Source organism: Adonisia turfae CCMR0081 (assembly GCF_011009555.1).
GTDB lineage: Bacteria > Cyanobacteriota > Cyanobacteriia > Phormidesmidales > Phormidesmidaceae > Leptothoe > Leptothoe turfae.
The window spans coordinates 227,239-242,981 of sequence record NZ_QXHD01000003.1 but is presented as its reverse complement, the minus strand read 5'-3'; the positions used below and the strand labels follow the sequence as shown (position 1 = coordinate 242,981).

Here is a 15,743-nt window from a genome sequence, read left to right as displayed (position 1 = left end):
TTGAGGACTCTCGGCTCACAGCGATGAGGACGTAGGGGCACAAGAAGCGTTCCAACAATAGTCAACAATGTGTGATAACGTTGCTGCCGCTCTGTCGCTTTAGCGTTAAGCAGTTCAGGTCTGAAATGGTTAAATTGTTGCCGAGTGCCCTGTAAAGCTGTTGCAGTATCAATAGCTTAAACATCACGATGACATCTATCCGGGGGCGACCTGCTTTACGCTTTCGGGGCTGCGCATAGACGCTTTCTAACATCTCTCGAAACTCATCCCATGGAATCATCTCATCCAGGCAGATCAACAGATCTTTCTTGGATTCCAGTTTTTGATGACGCGTCTCAACATCCCAAAATCCTTGTTGTCCCATCAGATGATTCCCTATCAACCTAATCTCTGATCATGATCTCATATTGAGACTCCATTTTTGGATTTATCGAGGTGCCCTGAAGAAGGAAGAACAATAGGAAATCTAGGAGCCATCTATAACGCAACTGGTAAACACTTACAAGCACTTAAGCATTTCGAAGAGTGGCTAATCCTTGCAAGAAAAATAGAAGATCGAAATGGTGAAGCAACAGCCTTAACACATTTGGGTGACACTTATTTCTACTTAAAAAAGTATTCTCAAGCTCTTCAGTACTATCAAGATGCTCTCTCTATTGAAGAAGAATTAGGAGAACGCCGGGGAGCAGGTTCAACATTTCTTGGACTAGGTAATGTCTATTTCAGTTTAGGAAATTATCACCAGGCTCTTATTCAGTACCAGAAAAGTTTACACAATGCACAAACGGTTGGAAATCATGACGGTGAAGCAAGAGCATGGTCTAGTTTAGGAAGCATCTATTTGCATACAGAGCAATTCCTTCAAGCATTTGACTGTTATCAAAAGGGTTTATCTATTAGCCAACAAATTAATAGCCCAGTATTACATAGCACTACACTTGGAAATCTGAGCCATGCGTTTTTTCAAGTAGGGCACTATCAAAAAGCCATTGGATATTCCTTACAGCACTTAGCTACTGCAGAACGCATCAATGATTTAGACGGTAAATGCAAGGCTATTATGCAAATTGGAAACTCTTTTTTAGCTTTGGAAATGTATTTACCTGCAGCTGAGTCTTATCAGAAGTTAGCAGAACTTTCCAAGAGGGTAAATGATAGGAAAGTAGAGGCATTTGCACTTAGAGGTGTAGGGATAGCGTATTACTCTCTAGGAGATGAGCTAAAAGCAATCAATGCATATCAACAAAGCTTAAGCGTTATCCGTGAGACTGGCGATTATGAACATGAAATGGAAGTTCTCAAGCATCTTGTTAGCGCTTATGAAGCGTTAGAGCAGCATGAAAAGGTCAATGAAGTGAGTGAGCAGATATCGCTCATTCAACAAGACATGGAAAACATTTATAAAAATCAGCAATAATCACTTTTAGATTAGCCAAAAAGGAGAATACTGATAAAAAAGATTCAAACTTTAAAGCAAAGTGTTTGAGCTGGGTGTGTGAATAACTGAGATTTTTAGTTCCTGCTGGAGTTGAGCACAGTCTTCTGCAATCTCCAGCCCCCATTTCTTAGCCAATGCCAACGCTCGGTTGCAATAGTTCAGAGCCACCTCATACTGCTCTAATTGACCATGTAGTTCAGCCAGTCCTCGCAGAGTCATCGCTTCACCATAGGGCTCTCCCAATTGACTGAGCATAGTGGCTGCCGCCTCTAAACAAGTTTGAGCCTCGTCGTACTGCTCCAGGCTAGTGAGCACCAGCCCCATATTACTCATGGCTGATGCCTGCCCAGAATAATCGTCCATATCCTGCGCGATCGCAAAGCTGCGACGTAGATAGTCCCAAGCCGTCTCATAGTCCTCCAACTCACTGTGGGCCACCCCTAACCCTAGCAGAGCAATTCCTTGAGTTTGACGACTTCGCAATTCCTCAGCAATCTCCAGAACCTCCTGGTAATATCCAATCGCTGTTTCAATATCATCAGCTTCTAAATGAATATTGGCGAGGGTCCCCAATCCGTTTAACTCCCCCTGTCGATAGCCAATTTCCCTGGACAGTGCCAAACTCTGGCCACAAAAGTCCAGGGTACGCTCCAGGTCCCCCTGAGATAGATAAACATTGGCAATACTGCCAGTTGAGATCGCCTGCCCCTGCAAATCACCGCTAGTCTTGGCCAGTTTCAAATGTTGTCGATGACAGTGCAGCGCTTTACGCATGTGGCCCAGGGCTAAATGGGCCAGCCCCAAACCACCCAAAGCATTTCCTTCCCCAGGAATAAGTAGATCAGTGTAATTATCTATAAGATAGAAAAGATGATGAATTACCTTTAGCGATGCCAGCTGCTCTGCGAGCCATTTTGACCGCCAACGAAATCGAGACCCTATCCGAGTTACGCAAGGCAGGGATGGTGCCTTATCGGGTTCGAGATCGGGCTCATATCATTCTCCTCAATGCATCCGGCTGGAATGCTCCGGCGCTAGCCGAGGTGTTTAACTGTCACGAACATACCATCCGAACGACGATTAAGCACTGGAAAACAGATGGTTTGTGTGGTCTTTGGGAATCGAAAGGTCGAGGCCGTAAACCGACTTGGCAACCGGCTGACCTTGATTATCTAGAAGCCTGTGTAACCAACGATGAACGGACCTACAATAGTCGTCAGTTATCGGTCAAGCTAGAGCAAGACCGGAAGGTGACGCTCAGCGCCGATCGGATTCGTCGTCTGTTGAAAAAAAAGATTTCGTTGGAAACGGACCCGTCACAGCCATCTTAACCGTCAGGATGCGACCGCTAAAGCGCTCGCTCAAAAGCACCTCGCTATCCTTGAGACTCTAGCCGAGGCTGGCCAGATTGAGGTGAAGTATCTCGATGAAACCGGGTGTGCACAATGGTCCGCTGTCAGTTACAGTTATGTTCGCATCGGCACTCAAAAACGATTGGAACAAACGTCCCGTCGGGGACAACGGGTGAGCATTTTAGGGGTTTGGGATCCCCAGGAGAGCTTTGAGTATGCCTTGGCGGTTGGGAGCATTGATTCACAACGCTATATGGCGGTCATGGACCAGATCGCGGCCAAGGCAGAGCGCACCTTTGTTGAAACCCAGCGCTTAACCATCGTTGTTCAAGATAACGGCTCAATTCACAAAAGCCGGGTCGTCAAAGAACGCTGGGGGAGATGGCGCTCTCAAGGTTTGGTGATTGTCTTCTTGCCGTCGTATTGCTCTGAATTAAATCCGATTGAGACCGAGTGGCTTCAGCTCAAAACTCATGAACTTGCGGGTCGCATGTTCGAGTACGAAGATGAGTTAGCTGAAGCCATTATCGATGGCATGATAGACCGGAGTGAAGCAGGTAATTATGCCCTAGACCATCTAATAATTAATTGTGCCTAGCTACTTATCTTTAATCTTACGAGCTACCTTCAGATGCTGCTCATGGTACTGAATCGCAGTCTCATATTCCCCGATGGAAGAGTAGATAATGCCAAGGTTACCGAGGGACGCGCCAACCCCCTGCATTTGGCCCAACTCTTCATCAATCGCTAAGCTCTGTTTATGATAGTCAATGGCTTTGTCATAGTCCCCCAGGTCAGTCCATAGGCGGTCCAGAGAGTTGAGGATAATGGCATTCAGTTTAGGTGAGATCTGATTGGCCACCCGAGAGTACACCTGATTAAGTTCGGTATGATGCCCCCAGATATTCAACTGATCGTGCAGTTCCTCACGGGTCTCCGTTTCCAACCGACTAAACAGTAGGGTTGCCCCTTTTTCCCAAGCCTCCAGCTCACATAGGTGATGAAAGGCCTCTAACCAACCCCGCACCTGCTCCAGATTGCCTGCTCCAACCGAGGAACTGTAGCGCGTCAGCCAATTTATTACAGCCCGATATTGACTACGTTTTTTAGCGGATTTAATTGTTCTGACTGACTTCGGCTCAATCTCAAGCTTTTCCAAAATGGCATCGGCAGGTGGCAGAATACTATCCATGGTTCTCCTCCTGGTCAATGCTCTCTTGTAGCTTTTGACAGTCCTCAATCAAGGGGATTTCCAGGTCTGTTGCAAGCGTTAGCGCCTCACGACATCTGGCACGAGCTAGATTGAAATCCCCCAAACAATAGGCCAATTCTGCCAGCCGCATAAGCACTTCTGCCTTGGTCGGTAAATTCCCTAATTCCTCACACAGCAACAACGAAGCATCTAGAAATTCCTGAGCCTCGACGTACTGTTCCAGTTTGATGGAGGTTGCCCCCAAGTTACAGAGAGCATTACTAGTTTCCCAAGGATCCTGAATCTCTTCGGCGATCGCTAAATGTTGAGATTGAAACTGATAGGCCCGTTGATAATCCCCTAAGCAGTAATAGCTAAAGCCAATATTACCAAGGGATTGACTTTGACCTTGACGATTGCCAAGATCTTTAGCTATGGCAAGACTTTGATAATATAAATCAATGGCCTTCTTATGCTCCCCCATGGCATCATACGCCACACCTAGATTACCTAAAGCTTGGGACTCACCACTGGGGTCTTCCAGCTCCCTTGCGATCTCTAAATGCTGTTCATGGAATTTAGCCGCTTCGATATACTCGCCCAAGTAGTACTGGATATTTCCTAAATTTCCGTAAGAAAGCGCCTGATCCTCACGGTTATCGATCTCCTCTGCAATTTGAAGACTTTGTTGAAAAAAGGTTAGAGCCTTCTTATAAGCTCCAAGATCATCGTAAATTAGCCCTAGATTTCCGAGAGCGTTACACTCCTGCCGACGATCTCCAATAGTTTTCGCCAGGTCCAGACTAGCTTCTTGATAGTACAAAGCCTTTCCAGTGTCACCAATGGTCTGCCAAATTGTTCCAAGGGCAATCATGGCTTGTAAAATTCCATATTGGCTACCGTTTGTCTGTGCTATATCCAGACTACGTTGTTGATAGTCAAGGGCTGTTGAGTAATCTGACAGATTAAAGTAGGTGAGGCCCAAGTTATGAAGAGAGATTTCCTGATTCTTAGTATCGTCAGTAGATAGAGCAAGGTCTAAACTTTGTTCCTGATACTCAATCGCCCTTGGATAGTCACCAATCACATCATAGGCAGCTCCTAGATTGCATAGAAACTGGCTTTCGCTTTGAGGGGCTTCTAGTTTTTTTGCGATCGCAAGTCCTTTTTGGTAGGTTGCGATCGCGCCTTTATACCTGCCCAAGTGCTGAAGACTAAGCCCTAGCTCACTTAGGACACGTGCTTCCCGTTTGCGATCGCCAATCTCAGAAAAGAGAACAACACTTTTCCCCAACAGATCCACAGCTTCACTGTGCTGATCCATTGCTTGATGGGTCTTCCCTAGAAATCTGAAAGCATCTGCCTGAATAGACTTTGAGTTCAAGCGCAGTGCAATATTTAAACTCGCTTGATGCAATTCAAGGGCTTTCGAACTATCTCCTATTGCTAAATATCCATTGCCTAAGCTGATTAATGCTGAAGCTTTGTCCCATTCATTACCGATATCTTCTGAAAGGCGAAGATATTTCTGAAAACAATCGATAGCTTCACCATACCTTCCAGCAGTGTAGTGATTTTCGCCTATATTGCCTTGAGCAGCTCCCAGATGATATGAGCTGCCAATCTCTTCAGCAATCCGTAAATAATTTTGGTAATACTCCGTAGCTTTTGAGTACTGGCCTAAGTTTTGATAAACAATCCCCAAATTCCCCCAGGCAGATGCTTCCTCCTCCAAATTTTTGACATCCTGTGCAATTTTTAATCCCTTCTCCAGAACATTAATCGCTTTTTCAGGTTCCCCTATGGCAGCATAGATGCTACCCAGTAAACTTAGAGCTCTTCCTTCATCCTCAAAACTTTGGGTTTCCTTCGCACTTGCTAAATACTTTTGATAGTACTCCGCCGCTTCACCGTAGTAACCTTGTGAATTGAGGACATTGCCCAAGTTACAAAAGGCCTCAGCTTGAATCATTGGATGATTTAATTCTTGAGCGATTGCCAAACATTTTTGGTAGCACTCAATCGACCGGTCATAGTTTCCCAATACGTCATACGATGCCCCCAAACCATTCATGAGCACGGCATCTAGCATTGCGCTACCTTTACCTAACAGTTCTTCATAGAGTGCAATTACATCGCTGTAATAGCCCCAAGTAAACAGTTGGTTATGAACTTCCTCACGAGTGGGGGTATTCAGAGGCATATATAGAAGATAGGCGGCATTTGTCCATTCTTCTAGGGCACAAAAATGATGAAATGCTTCAAGAATGCCCTTTAACTTATCCTTATTTGTCTTGGCTATGGAAAGGTCATATTTGGTAAGCCAATTTGTGATTGCCCTGTAATGAGCACGGCGTGAGCGTGGGATATCCCGTTGCTTCAAACGGGCTGAATCAATATCCAGATTTAATAGCGTAGTCTGGCCAGGAGGCATCAGGCTTGTCGATTGATCCATACTACTAACCTAGACCTTAGCTTCAAGGTTTCAAACCTTTTGATATTCTAGCCATCCAAGCTTGGAGGATAATAAAGCAATAGTTCAATAGCTTACGCTGTCTGAGATCCAATAATTTCAACTCTATTCCAGAGCAAATACCTGGCTTGCTGCCATTTCAGATAGAAACCATCTCATCTGGATTAGCACGCCTCTGAGAACACTGCACATAAACACATGACTGTAAGTCTGATGCAAACATGCTCTCAGCTTTACTACCTGAACTCCTATCTAGCGAATGCTTTCTTCCAAATCGATCAGGAGGTTACTCAACCATCAACCAATGCAACGCTTAAATTTTCCGCTGCAGCAAACGAGGTTAAACACTCAGCCTAAAAAGCTGAGCGTCTAACGAACAAATGAACTATAAAATCAAAACTGGTATAAAACTGGTATAAAAGCAAAAAGCAAAGCCTGAAACCCTCGCTAAATATAGCGAGAACACCAGCTTCCCAAGCTGAATGTCGTGGGTTCGAGTCCCATCATCCGCTTTTTATGCCCTTAATGTACATATACCAGAACATGCGTTAGGTGATTATTAAGTCTAATTTAGATCGATTTATGGGGTAAGTTTGGGGTAAGAAATTTCATTGGTTTTGAGTGTTTTGCCATGGCTATACCCTGGGCAAAGCAAAGGTCTCATAAGTGGGCGGAGGATGAAGATAAGAGGGACTACAGAAGATAGACAATGGAGGAGAGAACAAGGATTTCGATCCAAATTCACAGAATCCGAGTTTCCATCTCCTTGTGGATGACCTGGGCAATTGTTTGTAGGCAAGGCATTTAACATCCAGGTTAAGTATCCATGGCAATTACCCTATCGCCAATTTTGGCCTGGTTCAAACTCCAGAAATGGAAACCCTTACCCTTTCAAAAAGAAACCTGGGAAGCTTACCTGACAGGCAAAAGTGGTCTGATTCAGGTACCTACTGGCTCCGGTAAAACCTATGCAGCCGTCATGGGACCCATTGCCGACATGCTGGTTAATCCTGGTCACGGCCTACAGCTACTCTACATCACACCCCTACGAGCTCTATCTCGCGACATTGAACAAGCCATCCAAAAGCCCATTACAGCAATGGGCTGGCCACTCCAGGTAGAGTCTCGCACTGGGGATACTAAAGCATCCCAGAAGGAGCGGCAAAAGAAGAACTGCATGAGATTTTGATTACTACACCTGAGTCTCTATCGGTGCCGCTGTCCTACAAAGGGGCGCGTCAGCGATTTGGTAACTTACGGACCGTGATTTTGGATGAGTGGCATGAACTAAGGACAACATCTCTATGCATTCCCCTTTGAGGGAAGATTTGCTCATGAGGGCTTAGGATTTCTATGGACCCATCGTTTTGCCCTATAAAAAAGCGACATTCACCGTCTTTGCCAATGATTACGATTTTGAAATATTAGCTCCCAAAGGATATTCTTTTGAGTCTATCTTTCAAAACCACCAGGCTCATTTCTTTAACTTGAATAATATTGTTAAAGACATTCGAGCCAGTCTCAACATTTCAGAGTTGACCCAGCGACGCTTTCGCAGTATTGCTCAGGTGTCTAATCTGATCTTTCAAGGATATCCGTCATCCCGTAAAACCGGTAGCCAACTCCAAGTCAGTGCTTCCTTAATTTACGAGGTTTTTTCTAAATACGAGGCAGATAACTTACTGCTACTCCAGGCAGAGAGGGAAGTCCTAGAACAACAACTAGAGCTAGAACGTCTGAGCATAGCTTTGGCACGGCTACAGGCGTTTAAGGTGGTGTGGAAAACTACACAACGACCTTCACCCTTAGCATTTCCTTTGTTAGTAGAGCATCTTAGCGCACGCCTATCTAATGAGAGTTTGCTTGAGCGTATAGAACGTTTGAAAGATCAACTTGCTAATAAATAACTATTTTTGAGAGTATGTAGTTTAGTGGATAAGCGTTAGACTTGAACCTAGAAAGTATGGTCGTGCTCGTAATCAATACATTCACCATCCCTCCACTCACGAAAGCTTGTCTCACATTGCTCTTGATCATATTTGAAAGGCACGACGGTAGGATGGATTACGTCTGATGATTCATTCAGACTAGATGCATTACGTTGATTATTGATAGCTAATATGCGTTGACTGTAAGCTAGACCAAAGATAGTTGCACAACCGAGAAGTGAAATAAGAAGAAGAATAACTCTAGGGAGTATCTGAAAGTCTCTGTCAGCAAGCAGACGTTTTTTTGAACGGAGTTCTTTACCTGCAAAAAGGACGAGATAAATTCCTTTTCCTGGGAAAGGAATTGACAAACGTACATTGATGGCATGATTTCTTTTAGGTAAAGATAGAGCAGATCGATGGAGGGCTTCAATCTGATATTCGCTAAATAAGCATTGTTCTTCTGGTAACAACTGCTCTATAATTCGCTGCATCAGAGCATGCTTTTGCATTGTCATTTAAGTGTATATGATGATTAGCAAATGAAATTTGATGGTAGAAAACATTCATTGATAGATAGCAACCTGATATATAGAAAGCTCTATAGCTGTGATTAAGCATAAACTAGAAAAAACGTAGATGCACTAACCTGGTTTTATTCATTGGTTCACTAAATAAGATATCTGTTTTGCCGAACATTGAGATGGGAAAAAACAACCAGATCTGCAACAAATTGCTTACATAATTTCGCTTAACTTTTGTTGAATCACTAAGTGATCTCCCTAATAAATACAGAGAAACCTCTAGTGGATATATGCTGATTGACCAAGGCTTGATCCAGTATGGTTTGAAACGCACCATCGATATAAGGAAATAATCTTTCAAGACTTCTTTGCTCATTCATGTCAGGAATAATAATAAGAGTAGAACCTCAGCTTAAATAATTACTGACAGAGGATTTCATGATGAACTGGGACTCGTAAAAAGATAGACGTTTGATTAGATAACAGTAAGCAACAAAAAATATGAAAAAGTCTTGGGACTATTGATAAAGCATGTCTGTGCCCTTGATACTTGAGATAAGTTGGCTAAGTGACTTTTTGAAACAGTGTGAATTTTGATATGAAACGATTTTAGGGGGTTCTCAAAAAGGTTTGAAATGCTTGTTTAATAAAGCTGTGGATTAGTTTCGTCTCTCTTTTAATTCCGATACAGTCTAAAGGCTTAGAATGCCCGAGTTCGAAATAGCAATGCCTTAAAGTGAATTCAAACGATTACGCTGTTTGTCTGTTGCCTATGCAATTTATCTACGCAATTTGTTTTAGATAGTGTTATTTTAGTGACAGAGCATGAACAGAGAAATCCGAAAATATACGGTTTACTGCAATATTTGATTTCTTTGTAAAGTCTAGTCATTTATCAGTTCTTTTAGGCATGATTTAGGCTTAAAAAAATCCAGAAATGATGATAAATCTGTATTTATACTGCCTAAAATGCAAATAAAACAGTTTTTTTGAGCTTGGTTTATTGAATGCTCCTTAGGCTAGTAAAACCACCATATTAATAGAGATGTCACGGACAAATATTTTTGTTAATCCTATCTACCTGTAGTAGTTTAGGATTAATACTATTACCGGCATCAGAATACTATGCGGTGCCTTCAGTAGGTTGACTAAATATGTCAAATGACATGAGAATCGGGCACCAGGTAGATCTATCACAGGGAAAGACACTGGTATTATTAGAACGGGTTTTGTATGTGCCTAAATATCATACTTTGCTACTATCAGATGTGCATTTGGGTAAGGCAGAAACGTTTCAAATGGCCGGGATCCCAGTGGCGCAGCAGGTGAATGGCAAAACATTGAAGCGATTGAGATCGCACTGTAACAAAGTCCACCCCGAACAAATTTTTGTACTCGGAGATCTATTCCACTCTCGTCAGGGCATGGTGGCTGAAATAGCAACTGCCTGGTCTAAATTCCTGGAAGAGATGGATGCTAAAGTTACCCTAATTGTTGGTAATCATGACCGAATAGTGTTAAAGTCTGTTTTTAATATGAACTATATCATTCAGTTTCTCTAGGCAAGCTATTGCTCAGCCATGAGCCCGTTAGCCTGAAGCACCTACCCAAAGGCTACATGAATATTTGTAGCCATACACACCCGGTTGTGTAATTAAAATCTACTACTGATAGTCTGCGGCTGCCCTGCTTTTACCATGAGCATCAGTTCCAACGGCTAACGCTACCCTCTTTTGGTGCATTTACTGGAGGGCATGAGGTTGCTATCGGTAAAGGTCGGACAGCTTATCTAACTGTAGAAGGATGTCTGATTGTGTTAGATGCCCCAGCTTAAAGTTAATGCTTACGCATGTACTCATCAGTGTGTAAAAGATCATATTTTAGCTACTAACAGCAGCATCTAACTCTATTAGCCAGGGGCGCTTAATTGCCTTTATAGACTTGCTAGAGCCGCTTTAAAGTTGGAAAATGCTAAATTTAACTCATCAGATAGCTTTAGATCCACAACTTCCCTTTGTCTACCTGACTTTTCTAACGCTTGACATAGGTTTTGAAGAATTACACCACCCAAAGCTGCACTACTCGATTTTAATGCATGGGCATTTTGTTCTAGTTGTTCAGAATTGCCTGTTTTAATGGCTTGAATGATCTTATCGACTAATGTTGATGCTTCGGTGATAAAAAGTTGTCTAACGGAAGAAAATGCCTCTGACTCTACTCCACCTAATGCGCCTAATGTTGACTCAAGTCTTGTCATATCTAAGGCAAGAGCTTGGTGAGAGGTTTCTAAGGGTTGCACTTGTTTCAATGCCTTTACCAAATCTGGAACATGAATGGGTTTACTAATGTAGTTATTCATTCCAGCATTTAGACACCGTTCACGGTCACCTTTCATTGCATTGGCCGTTAAGGCAATAATATAAGGCCGTTTGTCGACAGACCATTGTTTACAGATTTCAGCAGTCGCTGTCAGTCCATCCATTTCAGGCATATGGACATCCATCAGAACTACATCATAGGTTTGCCGTTTCAGGGCATCGATGGCTTCATAACCATTACCGACTAAATCAGGTCGGTAACCCATTTTGCCAAGCCATTGGCGGATCAGTTGCTGATTTACTAGATTGTCCTCTGCAACTAAAATTCGGAGAGGGTGTTTTTGGGCTAGCGTACTATCATATAAATCCGCCTCATTTGTCACCTCAGGTGTCTGTATCTTGACAGGCTGATCGACAAACACCTGGTTGAGAACGTTATACAAATGAGATTGTTTAATGGGTTTATTGAGGAATGCCTGAAAGTTAGCTTTCTTCAAAGCATTTTCTGCAAGTTCTGGTTTTCCCACAGATGTTAACATTACCAGAGGGAGAGTTTTCCCATAAGGTTTAGTGCGAATCTCATTAGCAAGTGTCAGCCCATCCACTTCCGGCATTTGCATATCAAGAATAGCTACATCAAAGGAATCTTGATGACAACTTAGAATACCCAGGGCTTCATAGGCAGACTGGGCTACTGTTGATTGCATATCCCAGGATTGAGTTTGAAGAGCCAACATTTTACGATTGGTGGCATTATCATCCACAATTAGTACGCGTTTTCCTCTGAGTTGATGTGTTTCAGATTCTATGTCAAGTTCTAAGGAGGGCAGTACTTCAACAACAATCGAAAAAGAAAAGCAAGAACCTTCTCCCACAACACTCGTGACACTCATATTGCCACCCATTAGTTCACAAAGTTGTTTGCTAATAGCAAGTCCTAATCCTGTACCACCGTATTTTCGTGCAGTGGAAGAATCCACTTGACTGAAGGATTTGAAGAGACGGTTCATTTTGTCGGTAGGGATGCCAATACCTGTATCTTGCACATCAAAATGGATGGTTACATAATCCTTTTCGATATCTTGGTCTATATGTGTTTGTGAAGCAGTAGTAAAAGGCTTGGCATGAACTTTGACTAATATTTCTCCTTCGTGGGTAAACTTGATTGCGTTACCCACTAAGTTGACTAAAATTTGGCGTAATCGAGTGACATCACCCACTAGTCGGTCAGGTATACCTGGCTCTGCTAGATAAGCAAGTTCTAAGTTTTTTTCAGCTGCTTTAGTGGCAAGTAAATCTAGCGATTCCTCAATACAAGTTCGAAGCTCAAATGGGCACTCTTCCATATCGAGCTTCCCTGACTCAATTTTAGAAAAATCGAGGATGTCATTAATAATAGTGATTAAGGAATTACAACAGTTCCAAATTGTTTCTGAAAAATTTCGTTGTTCCTGGGTGAGATCGGTGTCGAGTAATAGACCAGACATTCCAAGGATGCCATTCATGGGTGTACGGATTTCATGACTCATGTTAGCTAAGAAATCACTTTTTGATTGGGCAGCAGCCAATGCCTCATCACGTGCGATCGCAAGTCCAACTAAATTTTCCTGTAATTGATCAGCCATTTGATTAAGGGCTCGGCTGACCTGACCAATTTCATCCGGATATTTAATTTGAATGCGTTGTTCCAAATTCCCTTCTTCAAAGGATCGGGCAAATTTGTTTAATGCTCGAAGAGGGGTATGTACTTGCCGATGAAATAGGACTATCGTAAGTAGACCCAATAGCAGACTTACCAATGCCGCTATTTTGACATGGAATAGGACTGCCAAGATGCTTTCTTGACGTAGTCTTTGATGTGAATAGCCCAAGCGAACTTCCCCTAAGGGCTGTTCAAGTGATTCAATGGGAATTTCTACCTGGCGTATTTGGGGTAGAGTACTGAGAGATTGTAAGACACTTAATGTATCACTAGCTTGAGTACCTGACTTATCTATTGTTGATTTGACTAAAGAATTCTTATGGTCGAGGGATTGTGTGATGATCTTGCCTTCTTGATTGATAATTACACTATAAACAATGTCGACATCTTCCGTAGTCTTTTGCATTAATGTCTCTAAGTACAAAAGATCGAGGCTCAAGATTGCTTCTGGAACAACATCGCTAAGAAAATCAGCTTTGCTTTCTACCTGATTACGTAAGCTAGTGATTTGTCGTGCTTGAGTTCGTTGGACTTGGATTAGCCCAAAAACCAGTTGCGTAGTGAGTGCACAAGACCCAGCTATGGTTAAGTAGCGTAATGCTAAACTTTGCCGAAACTGGCGCAAAAGTTTCTTTGCTACTCTTTTCATAATCTAGCAGTCCTTATAATAAAAAATTAGCGTCGCTTACTCTAGAAATAAGTTTTACTTTATGGAGCGGTAAAAAGACCTTTCTGTTGAAGTTTGAAATTAGATGCTGTAAACAGTAAATTACTGTAATGCTGCTAACGCTGTTTTAAACGTCATAAACGTTGAAGTTATTTGCTCAGTGTAACTAGTATCTATTGGGTCTTTGTAGCGACCAGTTTTTTCTAGAGTTTGGCACAACGTTTGAAGACTTACTCCACCAAGTGCTGCACTACTGGATTTTAAGGCGTGAGCAGTATATTCTAGTTGTTCATGATTATTGGTTTGAATAGCCTCTACAATTTTTGAGACTAAGGCTGATGCTTCACTTATAAATAGTTCTTTAAAGTCTGAAAATGTATCAGACTCTACCCCCCCTAACGCTATTAAGGTGGGTTCCAGTAGGTTTCTGTCTAAAGTAGGAGCACAACTAGATACTTCTAAAGGTGTTACTTTTTTTAGTACAGCGATCAAGTCTGGAACATGAATTGGCTTACTGATGTAGTCATTCATGCCAGCAGCCATACATAGATCGCGATCACCTTTCATGGCACTGGCAGTTAAGGCAACAATATGAGGCCGGTCAGCTGTAGACCACTGCTCACAAATTTTCTCTGTAGCAGTCAGTCCATCCATTTCAGGCATATGAACATCCATTAGAATGACATCGTAGGGCTGCCGTTTTAAGGCATCGATGGCTTCGTAACCATTGCCGACAATATCAGAACGGTAGCCTAGTTTATCAAGCCATTGACGAATAAGTTGTTGATTGACCAGATTATCTTCTGCGACCAATATTCTGAGGGGGTGGTTTTGAGCCAAAGTGCTATCTAGTCCAGATTGTTGATCAGATATAGACTTTTGTATTTTGATAGGCTGATCACTAAATACTTGGGCAAGAGCATCATAAAGATGAGATTGTTTAATGGGTTTGTTTAGAAAAGCACTAAATTTAGCTTGATCTAGGGCTTTAGGATCAACCTCAGGTCTACCTAAGGATGTGAGCATGATCAGAGGTAATTTCTTACCATAGACCTGATCACGAATTTTATGAGCCAGGGTCAGGCCATCGACCTCTGGCATTTGCATATCAAGAATAGCCACATCAAAGGAAGGCTGACAACTTAAGATGCCTAAAGCTTCATAGGCTGACTGGGCAGTGATGGGTTGCATTTCCCAGGACTGAGTTTGGAGGGTCAAAATCTCACGATTAGTAGCATTATCATCTACAATCAATACCCGTTTGTCTTTAAGTTGATGGGCGATATCAGAGACTTGCTCATTTTCTAGCGTGGGTAGAGCGTCTACTACTATCGAAAACGAGAAACACGATCCCTCTCCAACAACACTAGTTACCATCATTTTGCCACCCATTAGTTCACAGAGTTGTTTGCTAATGCTTAGCCCCAAGCCTGTACCACCATACTGACGAGTAGTAGATGCATCAACCTGACTAAATGATTTGAAAAGACGATCCATTTTATCGGTAGGAATGCCGATTCCTGTATCTTGAATATCAAAATGAAGGGTAACCAGGGATTCTTTACCCTGTGCATGACTGATGTCTTTTAGTTCAATATCTTCTATGGAAGATTGTTGGAGTGGCGTTGTGCGAACTTTAACTAATACTTCACCCTCATGGGTAAATTTCACTGCATTACCAATCAGGTTTACTAAAATCTGGCGTAGACGAGTGACATCCCCTAGGAATCTAGTAGGCGTGGAGGGGTCAGCAATATAGGCAAGTTCCAAACCCTTTTCAGCTGCTCTAGCGGCGAGTAGATCAAGGGACTCCTCAATACAGGTACGTAATTCAAAAGGGCATTCCTCTAGATCAAGCTTGCCGGACTCGATCTTGGAAAAGTCAAGAATATCGTTAATAATAGTAATCAACGAATTGCAACAATTCCAAATTGTTTCTGAAAAATTCCGCTGTTGCTGTGTGAGTTCAGTATCGAGAAGTAACCCGGACATCCCGAGAATTCCATTCATGGGCGTCCGGATCTCATGACTCATATTGGCCAAAAAATTGCTTTTAGATTCTGCAGCAGCAAGGGCTTCATCCCGTGCGATCGCAATTTCTCGCTCTCGCCTTTCCAACATTTTTATTTCCAGATCTTTCAGCTGAATC

Annotated in this window: 12 protein-coding genes and 1 pseudogene; 6 read left to right on the top strand and 7 right to left on the bottom strand. The window is 42.6% G+C overall.

What is annotated here, in order from left to right:
- Positions 1-61: 61 nt before the first annotated feature.
- Positions 62-364, bottom strand: coding sequence for a transposase (locus DXZ20_RS01805; RefSeq protein ID WP_250565560.1), 303 nt, complete (start codon positions 362-364; stop codon positions 62-64).
- Positions 365-421: 57 nt separating this feature from the next.
- Here DXZ20_RS01805 and DXZ20_RS01800 point away from each other — a divergent pair, with 57 nt between their 5' ends.
- Positions 422-1,417, top strand: coding sequence for a tetratricopeptide repeat protein (locus DXZ20_RS01800; protein WP_163696055.1), 996 nt, complete (start codon positions 422-424; stop codon positions 1,415-1,417).
- A 51-nt stretch (positions 1,418-1,468) separates the two neighbouring features.
- Here the strand turns inward: DXZ20_RS01800 and DXZ20_RS01795 are convergent, their stop codons facing one another.
- Complete coding sequence (locus tag DXZ20_RS01795; protein WP_163696053.1) at positions 1,469-2,251, bottom strand: tetratricopeptide repeat protein; 783 nt, start codon at positions 2,249-2,251, stop codon at positions 1,469-1,471.
- A 77-nt stretch (positions 2,252-2,328) separates the two neighbouring features.
- On the opposite strand from DXZ20_RS01795, the gene DXZ20_RS01790 reads away from it, so the two are divergent.
- Entirely contained in the window at positions 2,329-2,769 is a 441-nt protein-coding gene (locus DXZ20_RS01790; RefSeq protein ID WP_163696051.1) for a helix-turn-helix domain-containing protein, read from the top strand.
- A gap of 22 nt (positions 2,770-2,791) precedes the next feature.
- Positions 2,792-3,388: pseudogene (locus tag DXZ20_RS01785) on the top strand (IS630 family transposase); the annotation flags it as partial.
- On the opposite strand, the gene DXZ20_RS01780 reads toward DXZ20_RS01785, so the two are convergent.
- Positions 3,389-3,982, bottom strand: a complete 594-nt coding sequence (locus DXZ20_RS01780; protein WP_163696049.1) for a tetratricopeptide repeat protein — start codon at positions 3,980-3,982, stop codon at positions 3,389-3,391.
- Positions 3,975-6,437 carry a tetratricopeptide repeat protein gene (locus DXZ20_RS01775; protein ID WP_163696047.1) on the bottom strand — a complete coding sequence of 821 codons (2,463 nt, stop codon included), beginning with the start codon at positions 6,435-6,437 and terminating at the stop codon, positions 3,975-3,977. The genes DXZ20_RS01780 and DXZ20_RS01775 overlap by 8 nt, the downstream gene beginning before the upstream one ends.
- Before the next feature lie 844 nt (positions 6,438-7,281).
- Between DXZ20_RS01775 and DXZ20_RS38415 the strand changes: the two genes are divergently transcribed.
- Both DXZ20_RS38415 and DXZ20_RS38410 read left to right on the top strand, forming a co-directional pair.
- Entirely contained in the window at positions 7,282-7,644 is a 363-nt protein-coding gene (locus DXZ20_RS38415; RefSeq protein ID WP_348918532.1) for a DEAD/DEAH box helicase, read from the top strand.
- 178 nt (positions 7,645-7,822) lie between these two features.
- A complete protein-coding gene (locus tag DXZ20_RS38410; RefSeq protein WP_348918531.1) occupies positions 7,823-8,362 on the top strand; it encodes a hypothetical protein in 540 nt (179 codons plus the stop codon).
- Between the two features lie 47 nt (positions 8,363-8,409).
- On the opposite strand, the gene DXZ20_RS01765 is transcribed toward DXZ20_RS38410, so the two are convergent.
- Positions 8,410-8,895 (bottom strand): hypothetical protein, encoded by a 486-nt coding sequence (locus tag DXZ20_RS01765; protein ID WP_163696045.1) that lies wholly within the window; start codon positions 8,893-8,895, stop codon positions 8,410-8,412.
- A gap of 1,310 nt (positions 8,896-10,205) precedes the next feature.
- Between DXZ20_RS01765 and DXZ20_RS37160 the strand changes: the two genes are divergently transcribed.
- The gene (locus DXZ20_RS37160) at positions 10,206-10,469 is read left to right on the top strand and encodes a metallophosphoesterase (protein ID WP_250565559.1); all 264 of its coding nucleotides are present in this window, start codon (positions 10,206-10,208) and stop codon (positions 10,467-10,469) included.
- A gap of 371 nt (positions 10,470-10,840) precedes the next feature.
- Here DXZ20_RS37160 and DXZ20_RS01755 read toward each other — a convergent pair whose 3' ends face one another.
- A complete protein-coding gene (locus tag DXZ20_RS01755) occupies positions 10,841-13,366 on the bottom strand; it encodes a response regulator (protein ID WP_250565558.1) in 2,526 nt (841 codons plus the stop codon).
- A 330-nt stretch (positions 13,367-13,696) separates the two neighbouring features.
- Positions 13,697-15,743: response regulator (locus DXZ20_RS01750; RefSeq protein WP_163696572.1), on the bottom strand; the 2,047-nt coding region annotated here is incomplete at its 5' end.

Excerpts from the sequence above, each read along its gene's own strand:
- DXZ20_RS01805 (WP_250565560.1), bottom strand. The coding sequence starts at position 364 with ATGGGACAACAAGGATTTTGGGATGTTGAGACGCGTCATCAAAAACTG.
- DXZ20_RS37160 (WP_250565559.1), top strand. The coding sequence starts at position 10,206 with ATGGCCGGGATCCCAGTGGCGCAGCAGGTGAATGGCAAAACATTGAAG.
- DXZ20_RS01780 (WP_163696049.1), bottom strand. The coding sequence starts at position 3,982 with ATGGATAGTATTCTGCCACCTGCCGATGCCATTTTGGAAAAGCTTGAG.
- DXZ20_RS01765 (WP_163696045.1), bottom strand. The coding sequence starts at position 8,895 with ATGCAAAAGCATGCTCTGATGCAGCGAATTATAGAGCAGTTGTTACCA.
- DXZ20_RS01790 (WP_163696051.1), top strand. The coding sequence starts at position 2,329 with ATGCCAGCTGCTCTGCGAGCCATTTTGACCGCCAACGAAATCGAGACC.
- DXZ20_RS38415 (WP_348918532.1), top strand. The coding sequence starts at position 7,282 with ATGGCAATTACCCTATCGCCAATTTTGGCCTGGTTCAAACTCCAGAAA.
- DXZ20_RS01775 (WP_163696047.1), bottom strand. The coding sequence starts at position 6,437 with ATGGATCAATCGACAAGCCTGATGCCTCCTGGCCAGACTACGCTATTA.